The organism is Pseudomonas fluorescens (genome assembly GCF_000967965.1).
In the GTDB taxonomy this organism is placed as follows: domain Bacteria; phylum Pseudomonadota; class Gammaproteobacteria; order Pseudomonadales; family Pseudomonadaceae; genus Aquipseudomonas; species Aquipseudomonas grandcourensis.
In genome coordinates this window covers 41,400-56,816 of sequence record NZ_LACC01000007.1, presented here as the reverse complement: position 1 = coordinate 56,816, position 15,417 = coordinate 41,400, and the positions used below count along the sequence as shown (strand labels likewise).

The 15,417-nt window shown below is 61.5% G+C and carries 15 protein-coding genes; 11 read left to right on the top strand and 4 right to left on the bottom strand.

Annotation, left to right across the window (positions count from 1 at the left end; translation table 11 throughout):
- The first annotated feature begins 1 nt into the window (after position 1).
- The 5 genes from VC35_RS04870 to VC35_RS04850 are packed head-to-tail and all read left to right on the top strand — an operon-like array spanning position 2 to position 4,494.
- Positions 2-1,333, top strand: a complete 1,332-nt coding sequence (locus tag VC35_RS04870; protein WP_046038147.1) for an aromatic ring-hydroxylating dioxygenase subunit alpha — start codon at positions 2-4, stop codon at positions 1,331-1,333.
- Positions 1,323-1,856, top strand: coding sequence for an aromatic-ring-hydroxylating dioxygenase subunit beta (locus VC35_RS04865; RefSeq protein ID WP_046038145.1), 534 nt, complete (start codon positions 1,323-1,325; stop codon positions 1,854-1,856). Before VC35_RS04870 ends, VC35_RS04865 begins: the two co-directional genes overlap by 11 nt.
- Positions 1,856-2,449 carry a cysteine hydrolase family protein gene (locus tag VC35_RS04860; RefSeq protein WP_046038143.1) on the top strand — a complete coding sequence of 198 codons (594 nt, stop codon included), beginning with the start codon at positions 1,856-1,858 and terminating at the stop codon, positions 2,447-2,449. Before VC35_RS04865 ends, VC35_RS04860 begins: the two co-directional genes overlap by 1 nt.
- The gene (locus VC35_RS04855) at positions 2,446-3,234 is read left to right on the top strand and encodes an SDR family oxidoreductase (protein ID WP_046038141.1); all 789 of its coding nucleotides are present in this window, start codon (positions 2,446-2,448) and stop codon (positions 3,232-3,234) included. The genes VC35_RS04860 and VC35_RS04855 overlap by 4 nt, the downstream gene beginning before the upstream one ends.
- Before the next feature lie 27 nt (positions 3,235-3,261).
- On the top strand, positions 3,262-4,494 hold the full coding sequence (locus VC35_RS04850) for a dienelactone hydrolase family protein (protein ID WP_046038139.1): 1,233 nt from the start codon (positions 3,262-3,264) through the stop codon (positions 4,492-4,494).
- 68 nt (positions 4,495-4,562) lie between these two features.
- Here VC35_RS04850 and VC35_RS04845 read toward each other — a convergent pair whose 3' ends face one another.
- Positions 4,563-6,080, bottom strand: a complete 1,518-nt coding sequence (locus VC35_RS04845; protein ID WP_046038137.1) for a nucleobase:cation symporter-2 family protein — start codon at positions 6,078-6,080, stop codon at positions 4,563-4,565.
- Between the two features lie 254 nt (positions 6,081-6,334).
- Between VC35_RS04845 and VC35_RS04840 the strand changes: the two genes are divergently transcribed.
- Positions 6,335-6,616 (top strand): BrnT family toxin, encoded by a 282-nt coding sequence (locus tag VC35_RS04840; RefSeq protein ID WP_046038135.1) that lies wholly within the window; start codon positions 6,335-6,337, stop codon positions 6,614-6,616.
- 3 nt (positions 6,617-6,619) lie between these two features.
- Complete coding sequence (locus VC35_RS04835) at positions 6,620-6,925, top strand: BrnA antitoxin family protein (RefSeq protein WP_046038134.1); 306 nt, start codon at positions 6,620-6,622, stop codon at positions 6,923-6,925.
- Positions 6,926-6,980: 55 nt separating this feature from the next.
- Here VC35_RS04835 and VC35_RS04830 read toward each other — a convergent pair whose 3' ends face one another.
- Complete coding sequence (locus tag VC35_RS04830; RefSeq protein ID WP_046038133.1) at positions 6,981-7,811, bottom strand: arylamine N-acetyltransferase family protein; 831 nt, start codon at positions 7,809-7,811, stop codon at positions 6,981-6,983.
- 361 nt (positions 7,812-8,172) lie between these two features.
- On the opposite strand from VC35_RS04830, the gene VC35_RS04825 reads away from it, so the two are divergent.
- Positions 8,173-8,499: a hypothetical protein gene (locus tag VC35_RS04825; protein WP_046038132.1), complete on the top strand. Its 327-nt coding sequence runs from the start codon at positions 8,173-8,175 to the stop codon at positions 8,497-8,499.
- A gap of 163 nt (positions 8,500-8,662) precedes the next feature.
- On the opposite strand, the gene VC35_RS04820 is transcribed toward VC35_RS04825, so the two are convergent.
- Positions 8,663-10,234 carry a sensor domain-containing diguanylate cyclase gene (locus VC35_RS04820; RefSeq protein ID WP_046038130.1) on the bottom strand — a complete coding sequence of 524 codons (1,572 nt, stop codon included), beginning with the start codon at positions 10,232-10,234 and terminating at the stop codon, positions 8,663-8,665.
- A gap of 212 nt (positions 10,235-10,446) precedes the next feature.
- On the opposite strand from VC35_RS04820, the gene VC35_RS04815 reads away from it, so the two are divergent.
- Positions 10,447-10,914: a hypothetical protein gene (locus VC35_RS04815; protein WP_046038129.1), complete on the top strand. Its 468-nt coding sequence runs from the start codon at positions 10,447-10,449 to the stop codon at positions 10,912-10,914.
- 143 nt (positions 10,915-11,057) lie between these two features.
- On the opposite strand, the gene VC35_RS04810 is transcribed toward VC35_RS04815, so the two are convergent.
- Positions 11,058-12,815, bottom strand: a complete 1,758-nt coding sequence (locus VC35_RS04810) for a L,D-transpeptidase family protein (RefSeq protein WP_046038127.1) — start codon at positions 12,813-12,815, stop codon at positions 11,058-11,060.
- Positions 12,816-12,896: 81 nt separating this feature from the next.
- Between VC35_RS04810 and VC35_RS04805 the strand changes: the two genes are divergently transcribed.
- Both VC35_RS04805 and VC35_RS04800 read left to right on the top strand, forming a co-directional pair.
- Positions 12,897-13,625: a murein L,D-transpeptidase catalytic domain family protein gene (locus VC35_RS04805; protein ID WP_046038125.1), complete on the top strand. Its 729-nt coding sequence runs from the start codon at positions 12,897-12,899 to the stop codon at positions 13,623-13,625.
- A gap of 80 nt (positions 13,626-13,705) precedes the next feature.
- Complete coding sequence (locus VC35_RS04800) at positions 13,706-15,412, top strand: copper resistance system multicopper oxidase (RefSeq protein WP_046038123.1); 1,707 nt, start codon at positions 13,706-13,708, stop codon at positions 15,410-15,412.
- Positions 15,413-15,417 lie beyond the last annotated feature (5 nt).

The window sequence follows — 15,417 nt, the reverse complement described above, 5'->3', positions numbered from 1 at the left end:
CGTGATACCGACCAACGAGCAAATCGCTGCCTTGATCCGCGAGGACAGCGTACACAAGAGCGTCTACACCGACCCGACCCTGTTCAAGCTGGAGATGGAGCGCATCTACGGCAATGCCTGGATCTACGTCGGCCATGAAAGCCAGGTCAAGAACCCCGGCGACTACCACACCACGCGCATCGGCGATCAGGACGTGATCATGGTGCGCGGCGCCAACCAGCAGGTCAGCGTGCTGTACAACCGCTGCCCGCACAAGGGCGCCAAGTTGGTGGCTGACGGTGACGGCAGTGTCGGCAAATTCTTCCGCTGCCCGTACCACGCCTGGACCTTCAAGCTCGACGGCCAGCATTTGTCGGCGCCGCTCAAGAGCGGTTTCGAAGGCACCTGCTACGACCCCAAGCACCCGGATTTTTCCATGGTCAGCGTCGCCCGCGTCGAGACCTATCGCGGCTTCGTGTTCGCCAGCCAGGCGGCGTTCGGACCGGACCTGAAAACATTTCTGGGCGGCGTCATCACCTCCATCGACAACCTGTGCGACCGCTCGCCCGTCGGTGAAGTCGAGGTGGCCGGCGGCATCTTCCGTGTTCAGCAGCGCTCGAACTGGAAAGTGTTCTACGAGAACCTGCACGACACCATGCACGCCCGCGTGACCCACGAATCGTCGGTAGACGCTGCGCGTGACGAAGCCCAAGCCATCGGTGAAATGCCCTTCGAACTGCTGATCATGGACGGTAACGGCGAACCCTACGACTTCTGGGAAAAACTCGAGCTGCGTGCCTACCACAACGGCCACGGCTACATGGAAGCGATCTTCGACCCGGCCGCCGCCGAGCGCGACGAGGTCTCCCGCGCCCACTTCGAATGCCTGAGCCAGGCCTACGGCGAGCAGCGCGCCAAGGAGATCCTGGGCATGAATCGCCACAACACGGTGATTTACGGCAGCGGATCGCCGCACACGGTGTTCATGCAATTCCGGGTCATCCGCCCCATCGCCGTGGACCAGACCATGGTCGAAATCCAGACGTTCCGCTGCAAAGGTGCACCGGATGCCGTGTTCGACCGCGCGCTGACCTACGCCAACGTCATCAACTCGCCCTCCTCCAACGTGATGCCTGACGACGTCGAAGTCTATGCTCGCTGTCAGGAAGGCAACATGACCCGCGGTGGCGAGTGGATCAGCATGCACCGCTACGCGGGCACCGATAAGCCGCTGGAGGACGGTGCAGTCTCCACCAACGGCACCAGCGAACTGCCGATGCGCAACCAGTTCGCCGCCTGGAAACAGTTCATGACCGCCACCCTGATTGCCAAGGAAAGCACCCATGCTGCTTGACCGCCGAATCGACGTCGACACCCGCCAGTTGACTCCCGCCCAGGTTCCCGTCGAGACCCTGCGCCAGATCGAACAGTTTCTTTACCAGGAGGCGCGCCTGCTGGATGAACGGCGTTTCTGGGAGTGGGACAAGCTGTTCACCGACACCGGCATGTACTGGGTGCCGCACAAGCACGAGCAAGCCAACCCGTTCGACCATATCTCTCTGTTCTGGGAAAACCGCATGCTGCGCGAGGTGCGGATCCGTCGGGTGGAAAACGCCCGCAACTGGTCCCAGCAACCGCAGACCCAAACCGCGCACCTGGTCGGTAATGTGATGGTCGAGGGTCTCGACGCCCAGGGCCTGCTGGTGGTCAGCGCCAGCTTCCAGTACAGCGAATGGCGCCTGGAACAACGCCAGCTCGCCGGTCGCTACACCTATAAATTGGCCGCCCGGGACAGTGGTGGCTGGCAGATCCAGCTCAAACGCGTGGATCTCATCAACTGCAACGATGTGTTCGCCAACCTTGAGGTGTTCGTGTGATGAACACGCCGCTGGTGATCGCCCTGCACTATCAGAATGACGTGTTGCACCCCGAAGGCAAGATTCGGGTCGGGCTGGGGGCAGATGACAGCGTGCGTGCCGCCCTGCTCGATGCGGCCGGCCGATTACTCGCCGGCGCTCGCGCCAAGGGCTGGCCGATCGTCCACGTGCGTGTGGCGTTCCGACCGGACTACGCCGACCTGATCCAGAACGCGCCGATCCTGCGCACGGTCGCCACCCTTGGCGCGGCCCGGGAAGGCAGTTGGGGCGCGGAGTTCCTCAGCGCTCTGGCGCCACTGAACAGCCGCCACGAGTTCGTCGTCACCCATAACCGGATCAATGCGTTTTATGGCTCGCCGCTGGAAACCGTGGTGCGCCGATTCAATCCCTCGCACCTGTTGATCGCCGGCGTGGCGACCCACTCGGTGGTGGAAAGCACCGTGCGCCATGCGGTGGATTGCGGTTTCGAGGTGACGGTCGCAGCGGATGCCTGCGCCAGCGCGGACACCGGTGCACACGCGGCATCACTGGCGAGCATGGCGCTGATCGCCCGTATCAGTCACGTCAACGAAGCTCTGGAGGACTTGTCATGATGCTCGAAGGCAAAGTGGCGATTGTGACCGGCAGCACGCAGGGGCTGGGTCTGGATATCGCTCGGCAACTGTTGGCTGAGGGTGCCCGGGTGATGCTGGTGGGGCGCAACGCCGACAGTGGTATGGCATTGGCGCAAGCGTTGGGTTGCGGATTTTGCGCCTGCGATGTGGAGCGCGACGAAGACATCGACGCGTGCATCGCTGCCACGCTGGCCCGCTTCGGCAGGCTCGACATTCTGGTCAACAACGCTTGCCTGTACGCCGATCAGGGGCTGGCTTCGGATCGCGCGCAGTGGCTGAAAACCCTCAACGTCAATCTGGTGTCGGCGGCGATCTTTACCCAGAAGGCCGCCGTGCATCTGCCCAGCGGCGGCGTGGTGATCAACATCGGCAGCACCGGCGGCAAGTTCGGCGCGGCCGGGCGCGCGCTCTACCCCGCCTCCAAGGCCGGCATCCTGCAACTGACAAAAAACCTGGCCATGACCCTGGCCCCGGAACAAATCCGGGTGCTGAGCGTATCCCCGGCCTGGACCTGGTCGCCCAGCGTCGCCGAGTTCAGCGACAACGACCCGCAGCTGGCCGATCGGGTCGGGGCACCCTTTCACCCGCTCGGACGCATCGGCCGGGGCCATGAGATCGGCAGCGTTGTGGCCTTTCTGTGCAGTGCCGGTGCCGGCTGGATGACCGGTGTCGATGTACCAGTGGACGGCGGCTTTTCGATTCTCGGACCAGACCGCGGCGTGTCGCCGCGCGTGTGGTTCCAACAACACCGTGACAGCCAATAAATCTGATAACCGAATGAGGTAGATGACATGGGCAAGATGATTGAGATCCGGGCAACGGACAGCAGCGCCACGTTCAGCGGTTACCTGGCCATGCCGGCCAGCGGTAAAGGCCCCGGGGTGGTGATCGGCCAGGAGATTTTCGGGGTCAACGCCAATATGCGCGCGGTGGCCGATTTTTATGCCGAGGAAGGCTATGTGGCGCTGGTGCCGGACCTGTTCTGGCGCCAGCAGCCTGGCATTGATCTGGGTTACACCGAAACGGATTTTGCCGTTGCCGTCGACCTGTTCCAGCGCCTGGACGTGGACAAGGCCATCACCGACATCGACGCCTGCTTAAAAGCCCTGCGTGCACTGCCTGAAGTCGAAGGCGCGGGCCTGGGTTATGTCGGCTTCTGCATGGGTGGCAAGCTGGCCTGGCTGACCGCCACGCGCACCGATGTGGCTTGCGCCGTCGGCTACTACGGCATGGGCATCGAACACCTGCTGCACGAATCGGAAAACCTCAAGGGCCGTTTGGTCCTGCATTTTGCCGAAAACGATGGCTACTGCGACGCCAGTGCTCGCGCCCGGATCAGCGAACACCTGGCTGGCAACGACAAAACCGAAATCTACGTGTACCCAGGCGTCGACCATGCCTTCGCCCGAGCCGGCAGCCCACACTACGATAAGCCTGCCTCGCTGATGGCCCATGAACGCAGCATCGCCGCACTCAAGCGCGAGATCGGCCCCCACTTCAACCTGTCAGCCCTGTGGGAAGAACACATCCGCCACGAGTTCGACACCCGCGACGTGCCCGCCACCATGGCTACCATGGTCGCCGAACCCTACGTCAACCATATTCCGACCATGACCGGCGGCGTCGGCGCCAGGGAACTCAGCCGCTTCTACCAACACCATTTTGTCCACGGCAATCCGCCGGACATGAAGCTCATCCCTATTTCCCGCACCATCGGCGCCTTGCAGATCGTCGACGAATTCATCATGTGCTTCACCCACAGCACCGAAATCGACTGGATGCTGCCCAACGTGGCACCGACCGGGAAGTACGTCGAGATTCCGATGCTGGGGGTGATCAAGTTCCGAGGGGACAAGCTGTACCACGAGCATATCTACTGGGACCAGGCCAGCGTGCTAGTGCAAATTGGCTTGTTGAACCCTGAAGGGCTGCCGGTGGCAGGGGTGGAAACGGCGAGAAAGCTGTTGGATGAACAACTGCCGTCCAATACGTTGATGGGGCGCTGGACGCAAAGCGAGCAATAGAGACCGCATGAATGCAAAAGGCCGATCTGTCACTCAACAGATCGGCCTTTTTTTCATTCGTTCAAACGTCAGACATGCTCACTGCTTTTCGCATGCACCGCGTGTGGCTCGCCATGCCCGTGGTCCACCTCAACCACCGGAATTTCCTTGCCATCGCAGTCGTGAAGCTTTCCATCGCTGAAGTAATCCCCTTCGCGCAACGCCGCCAGATCCTGATAACGCAGCACTCGCTCGGTACCGGCCGCAAACACCGATTGCTGGTCGGAGTTACCGGCGGTGAGGTGGTTGAAGGTCAGGTTGAGCACGATGGCCATGATCGCCGAGGAACTGATGCCCGAATGGAAAATGGTCGCGAACCAGCTCGGGAAGTGATCGTAGAAGTTCGGCGCCGCGATCGGGATCATGCCAAAGCCGATCGAGGTCGCGACGATGATCAGGTTGACGTTGTTGCGGTAGTCGACCTTGGACAAGGTCCGAATGCCGCTGGCCGCGACGGTACCGAACAGTACGATGCCGGCACCACCCAGTACGGAGGTCGGTACGGCGGCGATCACCCGGCCCATGAACGGCAGCAGGCCGAGGAGCACCAGGAACACACCGCCAGTGGCCACCACGTAGCGGCTCTTGATGCCGGTGACCGCCACCAGCCCGACGTTCTGGGCGAAGGCACTCTGGGTGAAGGAACCGAAGATCGGCGCGAACATGCTCGACAGCATGTCGGCGCGCAGACCGTTGCCCAGGCGCTTGGAGTCAACCTTGGTACCGATGATCTCACCGACGGCCAGAATGTCCGCCGAGGTCTCCACCAGCGTCACCATCACCACGATGCACATCGACAGGATCGCAGCGAAGTGGAAGGTCGGCATGCCGAAGTGGAACGGCGTCGGGAAGCCGAACATCGGGCCTTGGGTCACGGACGAGAAATCCGCCATGCCAAGGAACACCGCGATCACCGTACCGACGACCATGGCCAGCAGAATCGACAGGCGGGAGATGGTCGCACTGCCGATTTTGCTCAGCAGCAGTACCAGCATCAGCGTTACCGCCGCCAGACCGATGTTCGCCATGCTACCGAAGTCCGGCGCATGGCTGTTGCCACCCATTGCCCAGCGCGCGGCGACCGGCATCAGCGTCAGGCCGATGGTGGTAATCACGATGCCGGTCACCAGCGGCGGGAAGAACTTGGTGATACGCGAGAACACCGGGGTTATCAGTAACCCGATCAGGGACGCCGCTATCACCGCCCCCAGCACCGATTGAAACCCGCCCTCCCCGCCACTGCTGACAATCGCCACCATGGTCGCGACGCCAGAGAAGGATACGCCCTGTACCAGCGGCAATTGACAACCAAAAAACGGTAAACCCAGGGTTTGCAGCAGTGTTGCCAGCCCCCCCGCAAACAATGAAGCAGCAATCAACAAACCGATGTCCGCCGGCGAGAGCCCGGCCGCCTGGCCGATGATCAATGGCACCGCGACGATACCGCCATACATGGTCAGAACATGTTGCAGGCCATAAGCCATATTCGCGCCGATCCCAAGATTTTCGTCCTCGGGCCGTTGGTGTGAAACATGGGGCGTTTTCATGGAGGGGGTTCCCTAGTTTTTGTTATGCGCACACTGTATGCAAGACACGGGACAAATGTCTATAGAGTTGTATACAACTTATCGATCACAAAATGGATACTTGTCCATTTCCGCCTGACACCCACCCTCCTGGCCCCGCCAAAAACCTTGAAATACATCCCTCGCCGCCCACCACCGGGTGCTGACTAGTCTTTTGAATTCCTGGCGACCATCGGCAAGGCCCGCCTCTTCTCTATACATATAAAGTATGCATAATGAAGTCATTCGAAATTCAGTTCCACAAGGCCAAGAACGCAGCCAACAAACTCAAGCACCAAGGCATCAGCCTCGCCGAGACTGAACCGGTATTCCATGACGAACGAGCGCTGACCATCGAGGACAACCACCATGAGGAACAACGCTGGATCACCCTGGGGCTGGATGCCAAAGGCCGGTTACTGGTTGTCGTGTACACCCACCGCGATCCGGATTTCGTTCGAATCATATCCGCGCGCGTCGCTACCAAAAGCGAGCGCCGTCAGTATCTGGAGGCATGACCGATGAAAGACGAATACGATTTCAGCAACGCCAGGCGCGGGGCCGTGGTGCCCGCCAAAGGTAAGACCCGCATTACCATCATGCTCGATGACGCTGTCATCGAAGCCGCCCGGGCACTGGCAGAACACGAGGGGTACGGCTACCAGACGGCGATCAACAATACGTTGCGCCGAGCCCTGCTCAACGAAGGCAAAAGCGCGCACCTGAAACAACCCCTCACCCCTGCCGAACTCAAGGGCCTGGAGCAGAAACTGGCAGAGGCCTTGCGCGAAATCCAACGGGTGATGGAGCCGGGTGTCCGGCCCTGAAACACCAAGGGCCGATCAATCGGATCAGCCCATTGTGATGTCCAGGATCAGCCAGCTACTGCGGTGCTGCGATCAATCGTTCCAGCGTCCGCGCCAATTGCGCCTGTTCCGGTACGCGAATGCCGAACTCGCTGCTCAGCAGGCCAATCAACTCTTGAACATCCGCCACCTCCCGCCGCTCGCTGTCATGGCCAACCCGGTGAATCGCGAAGCTGCCGTTGTTGAGCGTGCGCCGCCAGCCCTCCCCGGTGCGCGCCACCATCAACTGCTTGACGAAAGACGACTCGGGGTGGGTCGAGACGTACCAGTTGCCCACAGCGAAATCGATGTCTTCCTGGCGTTGCAGGTCGAAGATGTACATCGCTCGCCACTCGCCCGCGACGTTGGCCCGCAGGGTAAAACCGTCGATGTGGAGGTCGATGCGATACGACTCGTGCGGGGTGGGTTGTTCGGCGCGGGTATCAAGCAATAGGGGCGCGGTCGGCACCATGCCGCCGAAGCCGACGTCGGTGATGTAGCGCACGTCATTGATGATGACCAGGCTCAGGCGATGGGTCCGGGCAGTCCAGGCACCCTCCGGCTGGCCCATCACTACCCGGCCGCTGATGGCACGGGCGTCGAAACCCAAATCCTGAAGCAAGGCCAGGAACAGGTTGTTGAGTTCGTAGCAGTAACCGCCACGACCATCGTGCAAGACCTTCTGCTCGATGGACGGCAAGTCGATCAGCACCGGTTCGCCGGATAACGTGGTGAGGTTTTCAAACGGGAAAACACCGGTATGGCGCAGTTGCAGTTGGCGCAAGGTTTCCAGGATCGGTGCCGGAGGTGCATCGAAACCCAGGCGTCGCAGATACAAGGCTGGGTCGGTCAGGCGTGGCTCGCTCATCGTTCAATCCTTTTGCACGCAAGCGGCGGATTGCTCCGCCAGTGGCCGCTATGTATACGGGATCAAGCACTGTCGCCGACAATTGATTTAGCCAATCGCCTTGTGCGGATAATCAACGCCGCTTGCGCGAACCCGGTTCAATCCAGGTCAGCAGCTTCGGTAGCCGTGCGCGCAGGTTATTGACGTTGAACGAAGCGATCCGCAACTTCTTCCTGAACGGGCACTCCTAAGGATGAGGTGCCTCCCCCACTGCGGCCCAGTGCCGGTTACGGTCAAGTCCGCGCCACTCGTCAACCGGTCGGCACCCACCGCGTGCCCCTTCACACCAACATCAGGTAACGACTCATCCCTGGAGACGACCATGATGAACATCAGAATGACTTCACTGCTCTTGGCCGGATTGTTGTCGGCCACGTCCCTGGCCACCTTTGCGGCGCCCGGCGATGTCCCTGGCGCGCCCGGTACGGCACCCGGCGCAACCCGCAATTCAACCCTGCTGCCTGATAACAACCGACCCAGTGAACCCTCGGGCAACAACAGCAGCAGTCGCGGCCCCAGTTCGTCAAGCGGCACTACCGGCGTCAATGGTCCGGGCAGTGGCGCGGGCGGCGGCACTGGTGCGCCCGGTGGCGGAACCGGCGGTGCTGGCGGCGGGACGGGTAGCTGGACAGGCCAAAGCCGCCAATGACCCGCCGTCATTGGCCGCTTTTTGTCGCCTGAGGCTTACATCGGCTTGACCGCCGGCGGGTTCCATTTGCCATTCAGCGCCTCGGCTTTCGGGCCGTACAGACGCATGGTCAGGTTGAACGGCCGCCGGGCCCGGGAGGCGGACCACCCGCAGCACAAGCACTTCAGCGGTCAGAGCGCATCAAGGCCTCGACACCGCCGGCCATCGACAAGGTTGCCACGCGGTTTCGCCCCGAATGCTTGGCCTGATACAACGCCGCATCCGCCCGCTCGACGAACACGTCCATGCTGTCACGCCCCGACGGCACAAACGAATAGCAACCCAGACTGACCGTCACACAGCCATTGGGCGAGCCAGTGTGACTGATGTGCCTGTCGATGACGCTGCGGCGGATCTGCTCGGCAATCGTCATGGCGCCATGGATGTCGGTGTCCGGTAGCAGCACCGCAAACTCTTCGCCGCCGTAACGCACCGCCAGATCGGCCTTGCGGTGGCAGCAACTCTTCAGCGCGCGCGCCACTTCGGCCAGGCAGTGATCTCCCACCACGTGGCCGTAGGTGTCGTTGTAGCGCTTGAAGTAATCGATATCGAGCATGATCAGGCTCAACGGGCTGGCCTGCCGGGCGCCGCGCCCGAACTCGACGTCCAGCGCCCGCTCGAACAGTCGGCGGTTGGCCAGCCCGGTCAGGCTGTCGTGGGTGGCGATCAGCTCCAGCGCTTGCTGGGCCCTGCGCAAATCCGACTCGACCCGCTCGCCGACACGCACCTGATGCAGGAACACCCACCCGAACAGCCCCACGCCCAGCAACACCAGGGCAACGATGAGGCTGGAGCGAAACGCCGTGTCGTACCAGCCCGCGAGAATGGACTCCGTGGACGACGCAGCGGTGACCACCAGCGGATACCCCTCCAGCTGTCGGTAACCGTACATGCGCGTCACTCCATCGATGATGGACGTGAACATCGCATTGCCGGAGGTGGCCAGTGGCAGGAACTTCTGGAAGATCTCGCTCTGGGCCAGCGATACACCGATCTGCGCTTCTACAAAAGGTCGACGCGCCAACAACGTGCCATCGGTCAGGCCGAGAAACATCGAGCCGTTGTCGTCGAGGCTGAAGCTTTTGAAGAACTGGTCGAAGTACGACATCTTGATGCCGGCCAGCAACACGCCCTGGAAATGCCCGTTCCTGTCGTTGACCCGTTTGGAAATCGGAATGATCCACTCGCCGTTTTCCCGACTGCGGATGGCCGGGCCGATATGCGCCACGGACGATACGTTCTGCTGGTGGTACTTGAAGTACTCGCGATCGGCGACGCCGGGCCCCCGCGGCAGGTTTTCAAACGAGGTCACCACCCACTGGCCCTTCTGGTCGAACAGCAGGATGCCGTGCAACTGATCCAGCGCCAGCACCCGCCGGGCGAAGGTCTGCTGCAAGCGTGGCCGCTGGTCCGGGCCGAAACCGTCGACCTGAATCCAGTCCACCAGGCTGGTCAGCACCAGGTCGGCCTTCATGAAGGTGTCTTCGGCTTGCTGCGCCATGGCCCGCGTCAGGTTCGAAGACGCCACTTGCGCCAGGCTCAGGTCATGGCGACGGGACTGTTCCAGTTGCAGGTAGAGCAAACCGCACAGGCACAGGCACACCGTGGCAATGAACAATACCGCGGCCTTGCGCAACGGTATGCGTTTCAATGCGATGCCAGGGGTGTGGTCCGGGTCGTTAAAGCGCGTGGGCAAAAGTTCATCCTGTCGGGGGCAAGGCGCGGGCAACAACCCAAAGCCCTCAGTCTTTGTGGGCCGTAGTTTACGGGGTTATCCAGGATAAATGGGTGGCCACTTGCCCAGAGGTATCACACCTGCCCGGCCTGAGCGGCAAACATGATCCGGGGCAAGCGCTACCTGTGCGTCAACGAGCTACGATTAGACTGACCTCAAAACAGGGAATCGACATGAGCAAAGCAGACGAGCTCGCCGCAAAATTGAAACAGACACGGCTGACCAGCGCGGATCAGGCGATCGATGGCTGGCCGGGCCAGGTCTACGAACTGTATCAACGGATAGAGGCCTGGCTGCTGCCCTTGACCGAAGCGGGCCTGGTCCTGCGGCGCAACCCCACCCACGTGTTCGAGAGTCACCCCGATGGCGACGCTTACGACTACGCCATCGACCAGTTGGTGATCACCGGCAACGAACACAGCATTACCTTTGACCCGGTTGCACGCTTCACCGCCGATGGCGAGGGGCGGGTCGAGATCCACACGACAGGCAACGAACTCGCCCTGTTGCGCACCGTGGACGAACACGGTGAAACACACTGGTGGCTACAAACGATCGAGCAGGCCACCGCGCAGCTGGATGCGGTGGCGCTGACGGAAACCGATCTGCTTGTCGTGGTGCAACAAGGGTTGGCGCTTTAGGGGATTAGCTGAATGCCAGTCTATCGAGTGCCACAAATCCTGTAGGAGCGAGCCTGCTCGCGATAGCGGACTGTCGGTCACATCACTTCTGAATGTGCCTCCCTCATCGCGAGCAGGCTCACTCCTACAGTGTCCGGGTTTGGTCATTGCTGTTGGTTCTGCCCCGTCACCACCAGCGGTATCTCTACGCGACGCAAGTCCAGGGCTGGCAACTTCGCAGGCTGACTCAAGCCCTGCAGCACCCTGGCATCGTAATCATAAATGTCGGGCTTAAACGTCACCCGTCCGTCATTGCTCAGGTCCACGGTCCAATAGGCCAACAGCACCGGCACTTTCACCGGCAGCAGGATGTTCTCGGTCCGGCCATTGGCCAACTGCTTCTGAATGCCGGCGCTGTTCCAGCGCACTGGGTCGTTGAACAACAGTTCGACCAGTTGCAGCGGGTTTTCCACGCGGATGCAGCCTGAACTGGTGGCCCGGACCGTTTTGGCAAACAGTTCGCGGTGCGGCGTGTCATGCAGGTAAATCGCATAGTCGTTGGGGAAACGGATCACCACCTGCCCCAGCGAACTGTCGGGGCCGGCATCCTGACGCAGGTGAATGCCCCGCGGATTGCTCCAGTCAACGTCCGACGGATCGAGCACATTGCCTTCGCGGTCAAGCACGCGAATCCGGTTGGCCGCCAGATAACCCGGATCGTTCTGGACTTTCGGAATCACGTCCTGCTTGAGGATGGTCGGCGGCACGGTCCAGGTCGGGTTGAACGTGATGTAGGTGATTTCGGCCTGGAACACTGGCGTACTGCGCACCGGTTTACCGACCTGCACCCGTGAATGCCAGATCGGCAGACCGTCGCGGTACATCGCCACCTTGTAGCCGGCGATATCGACGATCACGAAGGTTCCCTGAAGCTTGTACAACAGCCACCGGGCGCGCTCCATGTTGACCCGCACCTGATCGATCCGCGCCTCGACCGGCACGTTCAGTGCCGCCAGCGTCGCCGCCCCCGCCACGCCATCGGCCCCCAGGTATTGCTCGGTCTGATACCTCTTCACCGCGGCAATGACCTTGTCGTCGTAACCGGCCTTTTTCGACAGGTGCGGGTCCAGGTAACCGCCCACCACCAGACGCGCACGCAATTGTGTGACCGCCACCCCGTCCATGCCGGGCTTGAGCGATTGACCTTCGATGACTTTCGGCCAGCCACCCGCGTCCCGGACCTGGCGCAACCGGGCCAGGCCTTCACGCAAATTGCGGTAAATCATTTCCTGAGGCGGCGCATCGGCGAATGCACGCGCCACGTCATGGGCATCGAGGGCGGCAAACAGGTTGTTCATGTCCTCCCGGGCATCACCGCCAGCCGGATCGAAATTCCAGTGAATGTCCAAGCGCGCCGGATCGACCTTGCCCCGCCGCAGTTGCAGCAGCGCGGTGATGAAGGTGCGGGTGGCCGCCATGTCGAACATCGCCCGTTGCGCCGTGGAAGGCATGGCGGCCACCAGCGATTCATGGGCCTGGGCCAGTTCGGAGATACGGAAATCCGCCGGATTCAGGCCGTCGATACGGGTGTCTTCGAGGCTCTTGAGCAATTGCGCCACGTCACGATCGTCCGTCCACGCGGCGCGATAGTTGCGATGCATATAGAAATCCAGCACCACCCGGCTGACATCGACACGCTGATGACGCCTGGAGGTGAGCAGCGGCGGAAAAGCCGACCGCAGCGGTTCTAGCGTCGCCTGAATCGCTTGGCCGACTGCGTCGTCGGGCGCCGCGGCATCATTTGCGCTGCTTGCCGCAGATACCGGCTCAATCGGCGAAGTTTGCCCAAACGCCGCACCGCTGATCAGAAAGCCCATAAAAAACATGCGGCTTATGACGAATGACCTTGTTAATTGCACCATGGATAATCCTTAATCCTCCGTTTCAAACGGCTAGCTTTCCACTCGCTGCTAGACTCGAAATTATCATGATGAGACCCGACTATGGCGCTAAACCGCTTTGGCCTTTTATTTGCCATTTTACTGACGTGCCTTTCAGTAACGTCAGCCTACGCCGATTCGCTTGAAAACGCGCTGGTCAAAGCAGCACCCGGCGCCGACGCCAAAGTGATTGCCCTGGCCGTTCGCGCCACCCAATGCAGCCGTGCCCAAGGTGTTGCCCCCGCCCAAAGACTGGCGGTGATCGATTACTCGCTGCCCTCGACCGAACAACGCCTGTGGGTCTTCGATCTTAAGCGGCGCAAGTTGCTGTTTCACGAACTGGTCGCCCATGGCCGCAACAGCGGTGAAAACATGGCCACGCTGTTCTCCAACCGCAACGAAAGCCACGCCACCAGCCTCGGCCTGTTCCGCACCCAGCAAAGCTACCTCGGCCAGAACGGTTACTCGTTGCGCATGGAAGGCCTGGAGCCCGGCTTCAACGATAACGCCTTTGACCGGGCCATCGTCATTCACGGCGCGCCCTATGTCAGCCCGGTGCTGGCCCGCGCCAATGGCCGCATCGGCCGCAGCCTGGGATGCCCGGCCGTCAGGCCTGCAATTGCCCATCGGCTGATCGATTCGATGAAGGACGGGCAGTTGTTGTTTTCCTACTACCCGGACCAACGCTGGCTGAAGTCGTCTTCCTACATCAACTGCGGCGGCGACACCGTGGCCTCAAGGGAAAAGTCCACTTCAAGCCAGAAAGCGACGCCCAACCTGTCAAAACTGTAATCCCCGCCTCAGCCTGCTGAAAGGCACCGCCCGCTAGCCTCGTCGACAAGTTCAACAGGCTGACGGGCGGAACACACGGCATGCACTCCCACACTTCAAGACGCACCTTCGTCAAAGGCCTGGCCATCGGCGGGCTCTGCGGCGGCCTCGGGTTATGGCGCACGCCGGTCTGGGCGATCAGCAGCCCCGGCGAACCCCAGGTGTTGGCCGGTAATGATTTCGAGCTGTTCATCGGCGAATCCCCGGTCAACTACAGCGGCAGCCCGCGCACCGCGATGACCATCAACGGTGGCATCCCCGGCCCAATGCTGCGCTGGCGTGAAGGCGATACGGTGACGCTGCGGGTGCGCAACAGACTCAAGGACAGCACCTCCATTCACTGGCACGGCATCTTGCTGCCGGCCAACATGGACGGCGTGCCGGGGCTGAGCTTCAAGGGCATCGAGCCGGGCGGCATGTACGTCTACCAGTTCATCGTGCGCCAGAACGGTACCTACTGGTATCACAGCCATTCGGGGTTTCAGGAGCAATCTGGCGTCTACGGCCCGCTGGTGATCGACGCCAAAGACCCGGAGCCGTTCCAGTACGACCGCGACTACGTGGTGATGCTCAGCGACTGGACCGACGAAGACCCGGTCAGCCTGATGAAGACCCTGAAAAAACAGTCCGATTACTACAACTTCAACAAACGCACCGTGGGCGACTTCATCCACGACGTCAGCGAAAAAGGCTGGGGGCCGACCGTCGCCGATCGCAAGATGTGGGCCGAGATGAAGATGAACCCCACCGACCTGGCGGACGTCGGCGGCGCCACTTACACCTACCTGTTGAACGGCCAGGCGCCGGATTCGAACTGGACCGGAGTGTTCCGCCCGGGGGAAAAGCTGCGGCTGCGCTTCATCAACGGCTCGGCCATGACCTACTTCGACGTGCGCATCCCCGGCCTGAAAATGACCGTGGTCGCCGCCGATGGCCTGCACGTCAAACCGGTGAGCGTCGACGAGTTTCGCATTGCCGTGGCCGAAACCTTCGACGTCATCGTCGAACCGACCGAAGCGGCCTACACCCTGTTCGCCCAGGCGATGGATCGCACCGGATACGCACGGGGCACCCTGGCGGTGAAAGCGGGACAGGTTGCGCCGCTGCCGCCACTGGACCCGCGCCCCTTGGTGACCATGGATGACATGGGCATGGGCGGCATGGACCACGGCAGCATGGCGGGCATGGATCACAGCAACATGGCCATGGGCGACATGCCCGGCATGCAGTCCCACCCGGCCTCGGAAACCGACAACCCGCTGGTGGACATGCAAGCCATGTCCACCTCACCGAAACTCGACGACCCCGGCATGGGCCTGCGCAACAACGGTCGTCGCGTGCTCACCTATTCCGACCTGCGCAGCACCTTCGAAGACCCGGACGGCCGCGAGCCTGGCCGCACCATCGAGTTGCACCTGACCGGCCACATGGAAAAATTCGCCTGGTCGTTCAACGGCGTGAAGTTCTCTGATGCCGAGCCCCTGCGCCTCAAGTACGGCGAGCGGCTGCGAATCGTCCTGGTCAACGACACGATGATGATGCACCCCATCCACCTGCACGGAATGTGGAGCGACCTCGAAGACGAGAACGGCCAGTTCATGGTGCGCAAACACACCATCGACATGCCACCCGGCTCCCGGCGCAGCTATCGGGTCACGGCCGATGCGCTCGGCCGTTGGGCCTATCACTGCCATCTCCTGTACCACATGGAAATGGGCATGTTCCGTGAAGTTCGCGTGGAAGAATGAGGCGC

Bases quoted from the DNA above. Each gene is read 5' to 3' on its own strand.
- VC35_RS04800 (WP_046038123.1), top strand. From the start codon at position 13,706: ATGCACTCCCACACTTCAAGACGCACCTTCGTCAAAGGCCTGGCCATC.
- VC35_RS04845 (WP_046038137.1), bottom strand. From the start codon at position 6,080: ATGAAAACGCCCCATGTTTCACACCAACGGCCCGAGGACGAAAATCTT.
- VC35_RS04810 (WP_046038127.1), bottom strand. From the start codon at position 12,815: ATGGTGCAATTAACAAGGTCATTCGTCATAAGCCGCATGTTTTTTATG.
- VC35_RS04850 (WP_046038139.1), top strand. From the start codon at position 3,262: ATGGGCAAGATGATTGAGATCCGGGCAACGGACAGCAGCGCCACGTTC.
- VC35_RS04815 (WP_046038129.1), top strand. From the start codon at position 10,447: ATGAGCAAAGCAGACGAGCTCGCCGCAAAATTGAAACAGACACGGCTG.
- VC35_RS04840 (WP_046038135.1), top strand. From the start codon at position 6,335: ATGAAGTCATTCGAAATTCAGTTCCACAAGGCCAAGAACGCAGCCAAC.
- VC35_RS04835 (WP_046038134.1), top strand. From the start codon at position 6,620: ATGAAAGACGAATACGATTTCAGCAACGCCAGGCGCGGGGCCGTGGTG.
- VC35_RS04855 (WP_046038141.1), top strand. From the start codon at position 2,446: ATGATGCTCGAAGGCAAAGTGGCGATTGTGACCGGCAGCACGCAGGGG.
- VC35_RS04805 (WP_046038125.1), top strand. From the start codon at position 12,897: ATGGCGCTAAACCGCTTTGGCCTTTTATTTGCCATTTTACTGACGTGC.
- VC35_RS04830 (WP_046038133.1), bottom strand. From the start codon at position 7,811: ATGAGCGAGCCACGCCTGACCGACCCAGCCTTGTATCTGCGACGCCTG.
- VC35_RS04865 (WP_046038145.1), top strand. From the start codon at position 1,323: ATGCTGCTTGACCGCCGAATCGACGTCGACACCCGCCAGTTGACTCCC.
- VC35_RS04860 (WP_046038143.1), top strand. From the start codon at position 1,856: ATGAACACGCCGCTGGTGATCGCCCTGCACTATCAGAATGACGTGTTG.
- VC35_RS04825 (WP_046038132.1), top strand. From the start codon at position 8,173: ATGATGAACATCAGAATGACTTCACTGCTCTTGGCCGGATTGTTGTCG.